This is a genomic window from Bacillus sp. JZ109 (assembly GCF_053903135.1).
Genome location: NZ_CP096388.1, coordinates 1 through 16,471, shown reverse-complemented (window position 1 = coordinate 16,471; position 16,471 = coordinate 1). Strand labels below are relative to the sequence as shown.

At 42.0% G+C, this 16,471-nt stretch carries 16 protein-coding genes; 3 read left to right on the top strand and 13 right to left on the bottom strand.

Annotated elements, in window-relative coordinates:
* Positions 1–106: 106 nt before the first annotated feature.
* The 3 genes from M1D94_RS00080 to M1D94_RS00070 form a co-directional block, all read right to left on the bottom strand.
* Entirely contained in the window at positions 107–2,110 is a 2,004-nt protein-coding gene (locus tag M1D94_RS00080) for a molybdopterin-dependent oxidoreductase (RefSeq protein WP_424934842.1), read from the bottom strand.
* 50 nt (positions 2,111–2,160) lie between these two features.
* Positions 2,161–2,367, bottom strand: coding sequence for a DUF951 domain-containing protein (locus M1D94_RS00075; RefSeq protein ID WP_003226838.1), 207 nt, complete (start codon positions 2,365–2,367; stop codon positions 2,161–2,163).
* Positions 2,368–2,460: 93 nt separating this feature from the next.
* Positions 2,461–3,477 (bottom strand): YkvI family membrane protein, encoded by a 1,017-nt coding sequence (locus M1D94_RS00070; protein ID WP_010886647.1) that lies wholly within the window; start codon positions 3,475–3,477, stop codon positions 2,461–2,463.
* Between the two features lie 460 nt (positions 3,478–3,937).
* Here M1D94_RS00070 and yyaC point away from each other — a divergent pair, with 460 nt between their 5' ends.
* Entirely contained in the window at positions 3,938–4,555 is a 618-nt protein-coding gene (gene yyaC / locus M1D94_RS00065; RefSeq protein ID WP_003226834.1) for a spore protease YyaC, read from the top strand.
* Positions 4,556–4,593: 38 nt separating this feature from the next.
* Here yyaC and spo0J read toward each other — a convergent pair whose 3' ends face one another.
* Positions 4,594–5,442 (bottom strand): stage 0 sporulation protein Spo0J, encoded by an 849-nt coding sequence (gene spo0J / locus M1D94_RS00060; protein ID WP_003226832.1) that lies wholly within the window; start codon positions 5,440–5,442, stop codon positions 4,594–4,596.
* Positions 5,435–6,196 (bottom strand): sporulation initiation inhibitor protein Soj, encoded by a 762-nt coding sequence (gene soj / locus M1D94_RS00055; RefSeq protein ID WP_003219244.1) that lies wholly within the window; start codon positions 6,194–6,196, stop codon positions 5,435–5,437. Before soj ends, spo0J begins: the two co-directional genes overlap by 8 nt.
* Before the next feature lie 247 nt (positions 6,197–6,443).
* On the opposite strand from soj, the gene M1D94_RS00050 reads away from it, so the two are divergent.
* Positions 6,444–6,884 (top strand): PH domain-containing protein, encoded by a 441-nt coding sequence (locus tag M1D94_RS00050; RefSeq protein ID WP_321541379.1) that lies wholly within the window; start codon positions 6,444–6,446, stop codon positions 6,882–6,884.
* 50 nt (positions 6,885–6,934) lie between these two features.
* Here the strand turns inward: M1D94_RS00050 and noc are convergent, their stop codons facing one another.
* The 8 genes from noc to rpmH all read right to left on the bottom strand — a co-directional run bounded on the left by noc (position 6,935) and on the right by rpmH (position 14,426).
* Complete coding sequence (noc, locus tag M1D94_RS00045) at positions 6,935–7,786, bottom strand: nucleoid occlusion protein (RefSeq protein WP_003226829.1); 852 nt, start codon at positions 7,784–7,786, stop codon at positions 6,935–6,937.
* Positions 7,787–7,907: 121 nt separating this feature from the next.
* Entirely contained in the window at positions 7,908–8,627 is a 720-nt protein-coding gene (rsmG, locus tag M1D94_RS00040) for a 16S rRNA (guanine(527)-N(7))-methyltransferase RsmG (protein WP_015250777.1), read from the bottom strand.
* A gap of 13 nt (positions 8,628–8,640) precedes the next feature.
* A complete protein-coding gene (gene mnmG / locus M1D94_RS00035) occupies positions 8,641–10,527 on the bottom strand; it encodes a tRNA uridine-5-carboxymethylaminomethyl(34) synthesis enzyme MnmG (protein ID WP_003226825.1) in 1,887 nt (628 codons plus the stop codon).
* Positions 10,528–10,547: 20 nt separating this feature from the next.
* Positions 10,548–11,927 carry a tRNA uridine-5-carboxymethylaminomethyl(34) synthesis GTPase MnmE gene (gene mnmE / locus M1D94_RS00030; RefSeq protein ID WP_029318519.1) on the bottom strand — a complete coding sequence of 460 codons (1,380 nt, stop codon included), beginning with the start codon at positions 11,925–11,927 and terminating at the stop codon, positions 10,548–10,550.
* A gap of 309 nt (positions 11,928–12,236) precedes the next feature.
* Positions 12,237–12,863: an RNA-binding cell elongation regulator Jag/EloR gene (gene jag / locus M1D94_RS00025; RefSeq protein ID WP_003243764.1), complete on the bottom strand. Its 627-nt coding sequence runs from the start codon at positions 12,861–12,863 to the stop codon at positions 12,237–12,239.
* Positions 12,860–13,645, bottom strand: coding sequence for a YidC family membrane integrase SpoIIIJ (spoIIIJ, locus tag M1D94_RS00020; RefSeq protein WP_010886648.1), 786 nt, complete (start codon positions 13,643–13,645; stop codon positions 12,860–12,862). Before spoIIIJ ends, jag begins: the two co-directional genes overlap by 4 nt.
* A 144-nt stretch (positions 13,646–13,789) precedes the next feature.
* Complete coding sequence (gene rnpA, locus M1D94_RS00015; RefSeq protein ID WP_003242628.1) at positions 13,790–14,140, bottom strand: ribonuclease P protein component; 351 nt, start codon at positions 14,138–14,140, stop codon at positions 13,790–13,792.
* A 151-nt stretch (positions 14,141–14,291) separates the two neighbouring features.
* On the bottom strand, positions 14,292–14,426 hold the full coding sequence (gene rpmH / locus M1D94_RS00010; RefSeq protein ID WP_003178075.1) for a 50S ribosomal protein L34: 135 nt from the start codon (positions 14,424–14,426) through the stop codon (positions 14,292–14,294).
* 626 nt (positions 14,427–15,052) lie between these two features.
* Between rpmH and dnaA the strand changes: the two genes are divergently transcribed.
* Positions 15,053–16,393 carry a chromosomal replication initiator protein DnaA gene (dnaA, locus tag M1D94_RS00005; RefSeq protein ID WP_003242674.1) on the top strand — a complete coding sequence of 447 codons (1,341 nt, stop codon included), beginning with the start codon at positions 15,053–15,055 and terminating at the stop codon, positions 16,391–16,393.
* Positions 16,394–16,471: the final 78 nt, after the last annotated feature.

The window sequence follows — 16,471 nt, the reverse complement described above, 5'->3', positions numbered from 1 at the left end:
AAACCGTCATTGTATGAACGTATTTTGAACCTAGAGCAATTATAAGGAGGTTCACTGGAAAAGACAAGCTGACAAAAAAGCATTTTCAGCCTGCCAATCCCTTTGATTATGCTTTTTTCAAGCCTACTAAACAGTCAAAAAGCGTACTTCCCATTCCATTATCAGAATTTGTATCATTTGTCAGTGCATTGACTGACCCTCCAAAAGCCGCCCACATGCCTTCATCTATATTAATCGTCTTCGCATGAGCCTGCTTCATCACTTTCACCTTGCCCTTCAAGCTTCCGCGGTCATTAAAGATGACAACTTCGTCTCCATCCTGAAGATCCTGCCCAGCCGCTATATCTGGAGAAATATCGACCTGAACGTGCTGAAGCTTTTCAATAAACGGCACATGCTGTGAATGATTGGAACGCTGCGGATGAATGGATAAGAGCGTATAAGGGTACTTTCCAGCTAACTCCTCATTATGGAAAACAGATTCTTCGGGCACATTTAATTGAAGCGAGCCGCTAAATCCTTTTTGCTCAGCTAGCGACGAAGTAAATTCAAATTTTCCACTCGGCGTCAAAAACTGATAATCATCCCACGGCACCTGTTTTACTGGAAGAGGGAGGTGGCCTTTTTCTTTTAAACGCTCAAGTGTCACATCCTCTGCTTCCAATGAAGAAAGCCCCATCTCTAAAAATCCTTGAGTGCTGTATTCAAACAGCTCGCCAAACCCAAGACGTTTTGCAAGCTCTGACCAGATCCACCTGTCCGACTTCGCTTCACCCTGCGGCTCCACAAGCTTCTTCCCGTACTGAACATAATGATGATACATACTGGAATAGTAGATATCTTCTTCTTCAAAAACAGTGGCAGTCGGCAAAACATAATCACACAGCTTTGCGGTATCCGTCATAATAGAATCAATCGCGACCGTCATTGGAACCTTTTCAAAAGCTTGTCTCACCTTATTTGTATTCGGCACCTGAGTCAGCGGATTTCCGCACGTCACAATAATCATCTCAATCGCAGGATCAGCAGCGGTCAACACTTCTTCAGCCTGTGTCATCATTGAAAAAGAACGGGATGTTGTTTTTAATTCCGGCAGCGTCAGCTTTGTTTTTGCAAAGCTCTCACCAATCTGGACATTTCCGAAATTCGCGCCGCCGCCCTTAATTCCGACATTTCCGCTTGCCGCAACAAGTGCATCAATCCAACGAATCGTTCCCCCGCCGTTTTTATATCGCTGCATGCCAAGCCCCATAAAAGTAGACACCGGACCATCAGCATACAAACCTGCCAAATACTCCAGCTCCTCCATAGAAGTTTCTGTTTTCACAATAAACTCTTCCAGAGAAACGGTCTTCAAAAGCTCTTTCACATCATCAAAACCGACAGAATGCTCAGAAATAAACGTTTCATCCGTTCTTCCCATCTCAATCAGAACCTTCAAAACGGCTGCCGCAAGCCAGCCGTCCATTCCAGGCTTTACAGAGATATAGCGGTCGGCAAGCTTAGCAGTCGGGTTGAAGATCGGATCAATCACCGTAATCGTGGCGCCCTTCTTTTTCACCTGCTGCAAGTGATGGTATAAGTGCATATTTGTTCTTGATACATTTCTTCCCCACACAACAACATGCTTGCTGTTGTAAATATCAAGCGGTCCGTGACCGTACGAACGGCCAAAATCCCAGCTTTGCGCCTCGATGCCGGAGCCCCAGCATATGCTTCCGACGATTTCGGTCACGCCGCCATATCCATTAAAAAAACGCTGATCAAGCGCTTTTAACAGACCGTTATTCGCATAATCATGGCTGTGCAAAACAGCAGTCGTCTCCGACGTTTCCTTGATTTCCCGAAGTTTATCGGCAATTTCATCAAGTGCCTGCTCCCAAGAAATCCGCACAAACTCACCATTTTGTTTTTTCATTGGATAGCGAAGCCGATCAGGCGAATTTGTTTTTGTCTCAAGCATTCTGCCGCGGCCGCAGATTTTACCTTCCGTAATCGGATGGTTTGGATCTCCGTCCACTTTTGTTACCTTTCCATCATCAACAGTCACCAAAAAGCCGCAGCTGTCCCAACAATTCAGCGGACATGCCGACTGATGCACTTTGCTCATCGCCGTCTTCTCCTTACCTTCTATATGAAAAAGCATGAGTGTCGGCCTATTTATGAAGTAGGCTCCTCATGCTTGACTAGTACTTTTTTTAGTTTTCTTTCAAATTCTCTTCTCGGAATCATAACACTGTGAGAGCATCCCTCACACTTAATTCGAATATCCATTCCCATGCGTATAATTTTCCAGCTGTTCGCTCCGCATGGATGCGGTTTTTTCATTTCTACGATATCATTCAGGCCAAAGTCTTTATCCGCCAAGACCCTTCACCTCTTTTCCTAAACTGCTGTATCTATTGTACAAAAAAACTGATCATAAGAGCAATCAAGATACCCGAAAAGAAATACATCCTCTTATTTCCATTTACTCAAAATAGGATATAAGAGCAGACAAACTAACAAATACAAATTGAGCATCCCATATATCGGATACAAGAACGCGATCAAATCAGAAAATCCGAAAGAAGTAAAAGGTACCATTAACACTAACAAAATCAACACAATCATCCATCTCGGCATATGAATAAACGCCATCAGCCGGCTGGACAGCCCCAGCAAACCAGCTACCGTCGTCGTGTAAATCGCCAGGCACAGCACCGCCGTCATACATAAAAAAAGGAAATAAGGCGCACCCTCCAGAACGGCAAACAGCGGTATTTCAAACTGAGAAAGGGAGCCCGCCAGCTCCACCAACGTTTCATTATAAACAAATGAGATCACGCCAAAAATAAGACCGCTTGCCACACTTGCGATTTTTGCTTCTCCGAGCCCTTTCATCTCTTTCCCAACAGAGGATAAAATCGCAACAACTGAAAGGATGTTTAAAGAGGTAAACGTAATGCTCGCAGGCCAGTTATACTGTTGGGACAAATCAATCGTCCACGTATGGTGATGTGTGCTCTGAAAGGAGATCAGCGCATATAAAAGCCCCGCTACTAACACAGGAATTAAAATACTATTTATAGATAATATTCCTTTCACATCCCACAAAAACAAACACACTGTCACGATGCAAATCAGTGTGATTCCCCACCAGAAAGGAAGCTTGTACATTTGCAGGGTCACACCGCCTCCGGCAATCATCACCATAGTCGTCGAAAACAAATAAAAAATGATGAGGACATCATAAATTTTCGCCAGCCATGGCCCCATTAAATGCTCCAGAACCGGCAGAAAATGAGTGGATTGAACTTTAAAACTGATTTTCATCACAATATAAGACGAGAAAATGAACATAATTGTAAACAGCACAATAGCAAGTCCGCTTTCCGCCCCAAAAAACTGCCATATCTCCTGACCGCTCGCATATCCGGCCCCGATCAGGCTCCCTAATATGAGCAGCATCCACTTCATTCCGGCTCTCCACAACACTATCACCTCATAGACAAAGTTCAGCTTGTTCCCGTTATTGTTACTATATAAATAAAGGAAAGCAAACATGCCATATTTTCATAGACATTTGAACACAAGTTTAAATTATCATACGAAATACACATAAAAAAAGACTGCTAATACGGCAATCTAAAAAGAGATATTTATTTGTTTGTCCGCGGAATGAAGAAGTGAACTTCACTCTTCACTTTTTTCTAACCATTCCTACCTATTCAAGTGTTTCATAAGCAGACCATTGCTTGATCATGATCGAGGCAATGGGGGACAATACTTGTAATCGTCCACTAACCATTCATATCATGCCCTCTACTTTTTTAAAATCTCCGGTGCCATACACAAAGCATAAAAAATCATACTGCTGGATATACTGTAAACAACCTTACATAACTACACACACCATAGCAATTCTGTTACCTACTATAACAAGGAAGTGAAACCCATGAATCGAAAAGGCGGGCTTTTTTCCTCTCAGGAACGAGTAAAGCAATATGTTTCACATACAGATGCTGCAGCGGCAAAACAAATCCAAACCATCCTTTCTTCATCCTTACGTAAAGCTGCCGGCAAACCAATTGTCGTGGTTTGTATCGGAACAGACCGTTCAACCGGTGACTCATTAGGCCCGCTCGTAGGAATGAAACTCAAACAGATGCAGCTCACCAGATTCCATGTCTACGGAACCTTATCTGACCCCGTCCATGCTGTGAACATGAAGGATAAAATCAATGACATTCATAAATTACATAAAAACCCATTTGTTATAGCAGTCGATGCATGCTTAGGCCGCGTTAAGAGTGTGGGTTCATTTCAAATCGGGGACGGGCCATTAAAGCCCGGAGCCGGTGTACAAAAAGACCTTCCTGAAGTGGGAGATCTTCATATTAACGGAATCGTGAATGTTAGCGGTTTCATGGAATATTTTGTATTGCAAAATACTAGACTCAACTTGGTCATGAATATGGCAAATGTTCTAGCGGAAGGTTTGAGTTTAACAGATCGGACAGAGTGGAGGCAAGAACGCATTAACCCGCTGCAAAGGCTCACTGGGCGCATATAAAACAAAAACCATCTTCGTTTGAAAGATGGTTTTTTCATTTATGATTCTCGTTCAGACAAAAGCTCTAAAATCCGGTCAAGGTCTTCATTAGAGAAAAATTCAATTTCGATTTTGCCTTTTTTCTTCTGTCTTTTAATATTAACTGTTGTTCCAAAATAATTTTGGAGATAGGATTCTCGTTCTTTTAGAACCGCATCTTTCACAGGTTCTTTTTTCTTTGTTTCACGTGGAACATTCTGATTCAACTGCTGAATCAGCTGCTCAAGCTGGCGAACATTGAGCTGCTCCGCAATCACTTTTTGTACCAGCGGTTCAAGCTTATTTTTGTTTTTTAAGCCAAGAAGCGTGCGTCCATGTCCCATAGAAAGCGTACCTTCGGCAATAAGCTGCTGAATATTTTCTGGCAGTGTCAGCAGTCTTAAATGATTCGCAATATGCGGTCTGCTTTTTCCAAGACGTTTGGCAAGCTGCTCTTGCGTGAGATCTAAGTGTTTCAGCAAGGAGTCATATGCCTGAGCCTCTTCAAGCGGAGATAGATCTTCACGCTGAAGGTTTTCTAATAAAGCAATTTCCCTCATTAACGCCTCTGATAATTCACGGACAATGGCCGGAACTGTATCTAAACCTGCCAGCTTTGCCGCTCGAAAACGCCGTTCACCCGCAACAATATCATAGCCTTTTAAAGATTTTCTGACGATAAGCGGCTGAAGAATGCCATGCTGCAACACAGATTCTTTTAGTTCAGCTAATGCCTCGTCATCAAAGTGTTTTCTTGGCTGATAAGGATTAGGGCGTAAATCGGCAATTTTAATTTCTTCAACTGTCTCTTCAGACAAATCTACCTGATTAAATAACGCATTAATCCCTTTTCCAAGGCCTTTAGCCATTCGCAGCCACTTCCTTTGCTAAATCTAAATATACTTCCGCACCTCTTGACCGCGGATCGTATAAAATGATGGGTTTTCCGTGACTCGGTGCCTCACTCAGACGGACATTACGCGGAATAACTGTCTTATATACTTTATCCCTAAAATACTTTTTAACCTCTTCAATCACTTGAATGCCAAGGTTTGTCCGGGCATCAAGCATTGTCAGCAATACACCTTCAATCATTAAATCAGTATTCAAATGCTTTTGCACAAGACGTACTGTATTTAATAACTGGCTGAGACCCTCCAAGGCATAATATTCGCACTGTACAGGAATCACAACGGAATCCGAGGCAGTAAGGGCGTTAATCGTCAGCAAGCCCAATGACGGCGGACAATCAATGATAATATAATCATAATTTTGCTTTACTGCTTCAAGCGCTCTCTTCAATCTCACTTCTCTTGATATTGTAGGAACCAGCTCGATCTCAGCCCCTGCAAGCTGAATCGTCGCAGGAATCACATCCAAGTTCTCTACTGTCGTTGCTTTAATAATATCTATTACATCTGCATCATCTACTAAAATATCGTACACACACTGCTCTACATCGGCTTTTTCAATCCCTAATCCGCTTGTCGCATTTCCCTGCGGATCAATATCTACCAGCAGAACCCTTTTCCCTATGTAAGCCAAACATGCCCCAAGGTTGACAGACGTCGTTGTTTTGCCGACCCCGCCTTTTTGGTTCGTAATTGCTATGATTTTTCCCACGATGTCACCTACTTTCACATGAACATGTACTATCTTGCTTCTATTCTATCAAAAAAAGATTAAAGCGTTTCATTTTTTTCATCATTTTGTTCCGAATCAGAAGGGAAATAATTGAAAATTCAAGCACGCTTTATGCTTTCTCTTATAAATTCTGCAATTTCTATGTTTTTTTGACTTAAAAAAGGAATTTCTTAAAGAAAAAAAGAAGAAGTCACAGTACAGAACGTAGAAACAGGATGGTGAGAAAATGGTTTATCAAACGAAGAGAGATGTACCCGTTACGCTGATGATTGTGTTTCTCATATTACTGATACAAGCAGATGCCATTGTTCCTTTTGTGCTGGGAACTATGAGAGTTTCCGGCTGGATCATTTTTATTCTGCTGACTCTTTTAAATGGACTCATCATTTGGAGCTTTATTGACCTAAAATATGTATTGAAGGAACACCATCTGATCATTAAAGCCGGATTGATCAAACATCAAATTCCTTATGAAAACATCGATAAAGTCGTTCAAAAAAAGAAACTGTGGTCCGGTTTTCGTCTGATCGGCTCTCGCCATGCCATCACAATATATTATCAGGGGGGATGGGGACATGCAGTGATTTCACCGCAAAAATCTGAAGAATTTATCCACAAGCTCAAAGAAAAGAATTCTAATATAATAATATTCACTAAAAGTAAGTGATTACCTTTTATTAAAAATATAAAAAGCTCTCCTGCTTTTCAGGAGAGCTTCTATTTTGGTATGCGAATCGTTAATTGAATATATTCTTCAAATTCTTCTTCTTCCGTATTCAATTTTACACCGCTGTCTTCCACCATTGATAGTGACTGGCGAATCGTGTTCATCGCAATTCTTGTATCTCTGCTGAATGCTTTGCGTCTCGGCTTTGGCTTTCTCTGGCCTTGCTCCAGCATTTTCACCACGCGGTCTTCTGTCTGCTTTACATTTAAACTTTTCTCAATAATCTCTGTGAGCAGTGTGACTTGGAGCTCAGGCTGTTTCAGCGGAATCAGTGCTCTGGCATGGCGCTCGGTGATTTTCTTCTCCATAATCGCCTCTTGGACCGGCTGAGGCAGCTTTAATAACCGAAGCTTATTCGCGATTGTAGACTGCCCTTTTCCTAAGCGCTGTGCGAGTGCCTCCTGTGTTAAATCATGCAGCTCAAGCAGCCTAGCATAAGCATGCGCTTCCTCAATAGAAGACAGTTCTTCCCGCTGCAAGTTTTCGATTAACGCCACAGAAGCGGTTTCCGTGTCGGAAAAATCCTTAATAATTGCCGGAATCTTTTCCCACTCAAGCGATTGCACCGCTCTCCAGCGTCTTTCACCTGCAATGAGTTCGTATTGGCCTTCTTCTTCTGTATGCCTAACAACAATCGGCTGAATAATGCCGTGTGTATGAATGGTCATTGCTAACTCTTTGATTTTTTCATCTGAGAAAATGGTGCGTGGCTGAAAACGGTTGGGAACGATAGCATTTACCGGTATTTCCAGAATCTCTTCTTTGTTTGTATCATGTTCAGCAATCTCCGGCTCCTGTTCCTTCTCACCAAGCCCGAAGAAACGAGAGAATGAATGCTTCATGTACCTACACCACCTTTAAAAACTGCCATTTTTATAATTCTATTTTCTCATGGTTTTTCCTGCTGTACATCCATCAATTTTGATGAAAATATGATGGTATTGTCATATCAGGCTGTCTAAATTACCCTTCAATTGGCGATTTATTAGGAGTTCCCGGTTTTCTTGGATACTTCTTAGGTGTATTTTTTATTTTGCGTATCACCATAATATTACGATCGCTTTCTTCAATAGGCAGCTTAAAAGAATGGATATTCTCAAGTTCTCCTCCAAGCGTCGTGATTGCTTTTTTGCCTGCATTCAGTTCTTCTTCAGCTGATGCGGCTTTTAAAGCAACAAATAAACCGTTTTTCTTCACCAGAGGCAAGCAAAGCTCACTCAAAACAGATAATCTCGCAACTGCTCGCGCTGTCACAATATCATAGCTTTCACGCACGTCTTTCCGTTGCCCGAACGTTTCAGCTCTGTCATGGCAGAATGTTGTATTCTCCAATTGCAAAGCCTCAGATAACTTTTCTAAAAACGTGATCCGTTTATTCAGTGAATCCACGATTGTGACATTGAGGTGCGGAAAGCATATTTTTATCGGCAGACTTGGAAAACCCGCTCCCGCTCCGACATCACAAATCGTGTTCACCTGATTGAAGTCGACATAAAAAGCAGCTGTAATGGAATCATAAAAATGCTTTAAATACACTTCTTTTTTCTCTGTTATTGAAGTCAGATTGATTTTTTCGTTCCATTCAACCAGCATGTCGTAATACAGCTCAAATTGCTCCAGCTGACGGGGAGAAAGGGAGATCCCTTTTTCCGCCAAACCAGAAGTGAATTCTTCAATATTCATGCCGTCATCCTTTCTATTCGGCTATCTTCGCAATGCGTCCCTGCTCTAAATACACCAATAGAATTGAAATGTCCGCCGGGTTTACACCGGAAATGCGGGAAGCTTGGGCAACAGACAAAGGCCGTACATTTTTCAGTTTTTGACGCGCCTCGGTCGCAATCCCCTTAATTGCGTCATAATCAATTCGATCTGGAATTTTTTTATTTTCCATCTTCTTCAGTTTTTCCACTTGCTGAAGAGATTTTTCAATATATCCTTCATATTTCACTTGGATTTCTACTTGTTCTGCCACGTCTTGAGGAACTGGCACTTCTGGCGGCGCCAGTTTTGTGACTGTTTCATAGTTCATTTCAGGACGCTTCATCAAGTCTGTGCCGCGAACTCCATCTTTCAATTCGCTTCCGCCAAGAGAACGGATATATTCTTGATTTTCCGGAGACGGCTTGATAATTACAGAATGAAGACGTTTTTTCTCCGCCTCGATCGCCGCTTTTTTCTTCTCAAAAGCCGCATAGCGCTCATCAGAAATCAATCCAATGCGGTGTCCGATTTCTGTCAGACGCAAATCAGCATTGTCATGGCGAAGCAGCAATCTGTATTCCGCACGTGATGTCAAAAGACGATATGGCTCATTGGTACCTTTTGTCACAAGGTCATCAATCAGAACACCAATATAGGCGTCAGAACGGCTTAAAATCACTTCTTCTTTTCCAAGCGCTTTTCGTCCTGCATTGATTCCCGCCATAATCCCTTGTCCCGCAGCTTCTTCATAACCGGAAGTTCCGTTAATTTGACCTGCAGTGTAAAGGTTTGTGATTTTTTTTGTTTCAAGTGTCGGCCAGAGCTGTGTCGGTACGATTGCATCATACTCGATCGCATAGCCGGCTCTCATCATTTGCACGTTTTCAAGTCCAGGAATCGTTGCAAGCATTCTTTGCTGTACGTCTTCTGGAAGACTTGTAGATAAACCTTGGACATAGACTTCCTGTGTATTTCTGCCTTCCGGCTCAAGGAAGATCTGGTGACGCGGTTTATCATTAAATCGTACAACTTTATCTTCAATGGATGGGCAGTATCTTGGGCCCGTACCTTTGATCATACCGGAATACATCGGTGAACGGTGCAGGTTGCTGTCAATAATCTCATGTGTCTCAGGGCTTGTATATGTCAGCCAGCAAGGGAGCTGATCTGTGATATATTCCACTGTTTCATATGAGAAAGCGCGAGGCACATCGTCACCAGGCTGAATTTCCGTTTTGCTGTAATCAATCGTGTCGCTTTTAACGCGAGGCGGCGTACCTGTTTTAAAACGAACAAGGTCAAAACCGAGTTCCTCCAAATGCTCAGAAAGCTTAATAGAAGGCTGCTGGTTATTCGGGCCGCTTGAGTAAGACAGATCGCCAAGAATGATACGTCCTCTTAAATATGTCCCTGTTGTCATGACAACTGCTTTCGCACGATAATGTGCGCCTGTTTGTGTAATAACGCCTCGGCATTCGCCGTCTTCAACGATCAGCCGCTCCACAATTCCTTGCAGCAATGTTAAGTTTGGTTCCTTTTCAAGCGTATTTTTCATTTCGTGCTGATATTGGAATTTGTCTGCTTGCGCACGCAAAGCACGAACCGCAGGACCTTTTCCTGTATTCAGCATTCTCATTTGAATATGCGTTTTATCGATGTTTCTTCCCATTTCTCCGCCGAGCGCGTCAATTTCGCGGACGACAATCCCTTTTGCGGGGCCGCCGACAGACGGATTACATGGCATAAATGCAACCATATCTAGGTTGATGGTCAAGACAAGCGTTTTGGCGCCTTGGCGTGCAGATGCGAGGGCAGCCTCAACACCGGCATGCCCGGCGCCAATCACAATCACATCGTATTGGCCTGCTTCATACCCCATGATTCTAGTTCCTCCTTTAATTATTTTCCTAAACAGAATTGAGAAAAGAGCTGATCAATTAAGCTTTCGTGGACAGAATCTCCAATGATTTCCCCTAAAAGCTCCCAGCATCTTGTAAGGTCAATTTGCACCATGTCGATCGGGACATCCTGTTCGATGCCGCTAAGCGCATCTTCAATGGCGCGTTTTGCTTGCTGTAAAATAGAGATGTGACGCGTGTTGCTGACATAAGTCAGATCCCCGCTTTCAATAGCACCCGTGTAGAACAGCGATTGAATTGCTTCTTCCAGATCATTAATGCCTTCCTCTTTTAAAAGAGAAGTCGTAACAACTGGACGTCCATTGGCAAGCTCACGGACACGTTCAGTGTCAATCTTCGCCTCAAGGTCAGTCTTATTCAAAATCACGATAACATCCATGCCCTCAACGGCTTCAAAAAGCTTCACGTCTTCTTCAGAAAGCTCTTCACTATAATTAAGCACAAGTAAAATCAGGTCCGCTTCCTTTAGGACCTGGCGAGAACGTTCAACACCGATTCGCTCAACAATATCCTCTGTTTCACGAATACCTGCTGTATCAACCAGACGAAGCGGGACGCCCCTTACATTCACGTATTCCTCAATCACATCCCGTGTCGTTCCGGGAATATCGGTTACGATGGCTTTTGCCTCATGAACGAGGCTGTTCAGAAGAGATGATTTTCCTACGTTTGGCCGGCCGATAATGACGGTAGAAAGACCTTCACGCAAGATTTTTCCTTGCTCAGAAGTCCTCAGCAGCGCCTCAATTTCCTTTTTCACGGCGGTTGCCTTTTCGACTAAAATCTGATGCGTCATTTCCTCTACATCATCATACTCCGGATAATCGATATTCACCTCAACATGGGCCAGTGTTTCTAAAATCTCACTGCGCAAACGGCGCACCAAAGCAGAAAGACGCCCTTCCATTTGATTCATAGCAACGTTCATTGCCCGGTCCGTTTTCGCTCTAATTAAGTCCATAACCGCTTCCGCCTGTGAAAGATCGATACGCCCGTTTAAAAACGCACGTTTCGTAAATTCGCCAGGCTCTGCCAGTCTCGCTCCCTCTCTCAATGCGAGCTGAAGCACTTGGTTCACAGTCACAATTCCCCCGTGACAGTTTATCTCGATAACATCTTCCCGTGTAAAAGTTCTCGGCGCTTTTAACACTGATACCATTACTTCCTCAACGACACGATCCGAAGGTCTGTCTACGATATGACCATAATGAATCGTATGTGATTCGACCGAGCTGAGTGTTTTCCCCTTTGGTCCCTTATAAATTCTATCTGCGATTTGAATGGCTTCTGGTCCGCTCAACCGTACAATCGCAATCGCGCCTTCTCCCATCGGTGTGGAAATTGCCGCAATTGTATCCATGTTGTTCACCTCTCTTTACTTATACTTCATCTATATAAAAAAATTTTATTATGCCAAAACTAAAAGATAACATAGTTTGGTTCGAAGTGGAAGATTTGTTATCCACAGAAATAGAAATTCGTCCCTTATTACTTTAACTTATCCACATGTGAATAACAATTAATTTTATTTCCTGAACTTCCTTTTTATCAACAGGATACACCTAAAAAGAAAAAACTTAAACGGCAAAACCTTGATATTACTAGGAAAAGTAGATTTTTCGGATACAAAAAAACCGAAATCCAATTTTTATCGGACTTCGGTTTTATGCTATCTTTTATGGGAAATAACGAGATGACGATTTTCGCCTTCACCCATTGAATATGTTTTGATCTGGTGGTTTGCATATCCAGAAAGAGTATCGTGAATAATTTTTCTTTCGCTGGACGGCATAGGCTCAAGCTGGATGGATTTTTTCGTTTTCAAAACTTGGTCAGCAAGCTTGATGGCCAGCTGGCTCAGTGTTTCTTTTCTTTTCAAACGATAGTTTTCTGCATCCACCGTCACATTTTTGTATTGGCCTGGATAACGGTTAAGGGCAAGCTGTGTCAAAGTTTCAAGGGCGTTTAAGGTTTGTCCTCTTTTCCCAATCAACAATGCTGCCTTTTCACCTGTTATATGATATCTCACTGTCTTTTTGCTTTCTTGAACAGTCACATCAGACTTCCCGGCAATGGCTTCGGCGATCGTTTGAAGATATAACTTCGCTTGCTGAATCGGATCAATCTTTTCAACCAGCTTTACGATCGCAGGCTTTTTGCCGAAAATACCGAGAAACCCTTTGTTTCCCTCTTCAATAACAGTAATTTCTACCTTATCCTTCGTTAATCCCAGCTCTTGCAATCCGGACTGTACTGCTTCATCGACATTTCGCCCTGCAGCAGTCACATTCCTCACTTTTTCTTTCCTCCGGCTTTTTGCGGCTCAGGATTTTTTTTAATATCAGGTCCTTTAATGAGGAAAGTTTGCGCAATCATAAACAAGTTACCGACTACCCAATAAAGAGAAAGAGCCGCCGGGAAGTTGATCGCAAATACGATAATCATAATTGGCATAATCCAAAGCATCATCGCCATTTGCGGATTTTGCTGCGCATTGCCAGCCATCATCAGTTTTTGCTGAACAAATGTAGCGACACCGGCAACGATAGGAAGAATATAGTAAGGATCTTTTTCTCCTAAGTCAAACCATAAGAAGCTATGCTCTGAAATCGCCTGGGTTCTCATGATCGCATGATAGAATCCAATTAAAATCGGCATCTGGATCAAAATCGGGAAACATCCCGCCAATGGATTGACACCATGCTTTTGGAATAAAGCCATTGTTTCCTGTTGAAGCTTTTGCTGCGTTTTTTGATCCTTTGAGCTGTATTTTTCTTTAAGCTTTTGCATTTCCGGCTGTAAAGCCTGCATCGCTTTCGAACTTCTCAGCTGCTTAATCATCAGCGGTAAAATTAATAAACGAATTAAAATGGTAACTAGAATAATTGAAAGCCCGTAGTTATCTCCCGTCAATTTCGCTACATACGTAATGAGCTCAGACAATGGATATACTACGTACTTGTCCCAGAAATGCGGACTATCTGCAGTGATCGGCTCTTTCACACTCGAGCATCCAGCCAAAAGCATGAATACGCCAACCATACTTAATAGCAACCCTATTCTCCTTTTCAACAACATTTCCTCCTATAATTAATCTTTACACTCTTTTATTGCAAAGCATACTTGTATGTATTTTAGCATCTTTCAGTTTTAAATGGTGTCTTTTTCTGATCAACCAGAAAGGAAGCGCTTTTAAAAGTTGTAAGAAAGCAGTGGTGATGCCTACTTTGACGAAGATTTCTTATATAATGAAGACTTTCTGAATAGATGCTGCAGACTTTTTTTCGTTTCCTCATATGTCAGCTGGCTCGCCGGTTTTCTGGCAATAATGATGTAATCCTTTTCCTTCAGTCTCTCTTTCTCTTCAAGAAAGGCCTGCCGAATCAAACGTTTGATCCGATTTCGCATCACGGCATTGCCAATTTTTTTGCTGACGGAAAGCCCGACACGCAGTTCATCATTTTCAGGCTGATCAAGCGTATATAAGACAAACTGGCGGTTTGCAACTGATGTCCCATGTTTAAACACTTTTTGAAAATCTTCATTTTTCTTTAAACGATTTCGCTTCTTCAAATGACTCACTCCGATACTGGCTGGCAGAAACTTTTAAAATTTATTATGAACATGAGATGCATCTGAACCAGGAAGCATGCCCCGGTTCATTACGCATCACATCTATCTTTTCCCATAACGTGAAAAAAGACCACTGACATTATTCAGTGGCCTAAGCTGATAATACTTTTCTGCCTTTGCGGCGACGGCGTGCTAAAACTAGACGACCGTTTTTTGAACTCATACGGCTTCTGAAGCCATGAACTTTGCTGCGTTTACGGTTATTCGGTTGGAATGTTCTTTTCATTTATGACACCTCCCTCGAGGAATAGCTGTTAAAGACAGTCTTACTTATTATATTTGCGTTACCTATTCATTGTCAACTTCACTAGTGCTTTTATTTCTTGCAACCATAATAGGATACCATACCTTTTCAACTTTCGAAACCTTATTTTTTAGATTCCTTAATTTTACGGAAAAAAGACAAATTCAAACAATTTGCCCCTAAAATCACGCATGTGGATATCTTTTTCTGATTTTTTTAGTATCCACAGAGGTTATCGACAACATTTTCACATTACCAACCCCTGTGGACAAGGTTTTTTCAACAGGTTGTCCGCTTTGTGGATAAGATTGTGACAACCATTGCAAGCTCTCGTTTATTTTGGTATTATATTTGTGTTTTAACTCTTGATTACTAATCCTACCTTTCCTCTTTATCCACAAAGTGTGGATAAGTTGTGGATTGATTTCACACAGCTTGTGTAGAAGGTTGTCCACAAGTTGTGAAATTTGTCGAAAAGCTATTTATCTACTATATTATATGTTTTCAACATTTAATGTGTACGAATGGTAAGCGCCATTTGCTCTTTTTTTGTGTTCTATAACAGAGAAAGACGCCATTTTCTAAGAAAAGGAGGGACGTGCCGGAAGATGGAAAATATATTAGACCTGTGGAACCAAGCCCTTGCTCAAATCGAAAAAAAGTTGAGCAAACCGAGTTTTGAGACTTGGATGAAGTCAACCAAAGCCCACTCACTGCAAGGCGATACATTAACAATCACGGCTCCCAATGAATTTGCCAGAGACTGGCTGGAGTCCAGATACTTGCATCTGATTGCAGATACTATATATGAATTAACCGGGGAAGAATTGAGCATTAAGTTTGTCATTCCTCAAAATCAAGATGTTGAGGACTTTATGCCGAAACCGCAAGTCAAAAAAGCGGTCAAAGAAGATACATCTGATTTTCCTCAAAATATGCTCAATCCAAAATATACTTTTGATACTTTTGTCATCGGATCTGGAAACCGATTTGCACATGCTGCTTCCCTCGCAGTAGCGGAAGCGCCCGCGAAAGCTTACAACCCTTTATTTATCTATGGGGGCGTCGGCTTAGGGAAAACACACTTAATGCATGCGATCGGCCATTATGTAATAGATCATAATCCTTCTGCCAAAGTGGTTTATCTGTCTTCTGAGAAATTTACAAACGAATTCATCAACTCTATCCGAGATAATAAAGCCGTCGACTTCCGCAATCGCTATCGAAATGTTGATGTGCTTTTGATAGATGATATTCAATTTTTAGCGGGGAAAGAACAAACCCAGGAAGAATTTTTCCATACATTTAACACATTACACGAAGAAAGCAAACAAATCGTCATTTCAAGTGACCGGCCGCCAAAGGAAATTCCGACACTTGAAGACAGATTGCGCTCACGTTTTGAATGGGGACTTATTACAGATATCACACCGCCTGATCTAGAAACGAGAATTGCAATTTTAAGAAAAAAAGCCAAAGCAGAAGGCCTCGATATTCCGAACGAGGTTATGCTTTACATCGCGAATCAAATCGACAGCAATATTCGGGAACTCGAAGGAGCATTAATCAGAGTTGTCGCTTATTCATCTTTAATTAATAAAGATATTAATGCTGATCTGGCCGCTGAGGCGTTGAAAGATATTATTCCTTCCTCAAAACCAAAAGTCATTACGATAAAAGAAATTCAGAGGGTAGTAGGCCAGCAATTTAATATTAAACTCGAGGATTTCAAAGCAAAAAAACGGACAAAGTCAGTAGCTTTTCCGCGTCAAATCGCCATGTACTTATCAAGGGAAATGACTGATTCCTCTCTTCCTAAAATCGGTGAAGAGTTTGGAGGACGTGATCATACGACCGTTATTCATGCGCATGAAAAAATTTCAAAACTGCTGGCAGATGATGAACAGCTTCAGCAGCATGTAAAAGAAATTAAAGAACAGCTTAAATAGCAGGACCGGGGATCAATCGGGGAAAGTGTGAATAACTTTTCGGAAGTCATACACAGTCTGTCCACATGTGGATAGGCT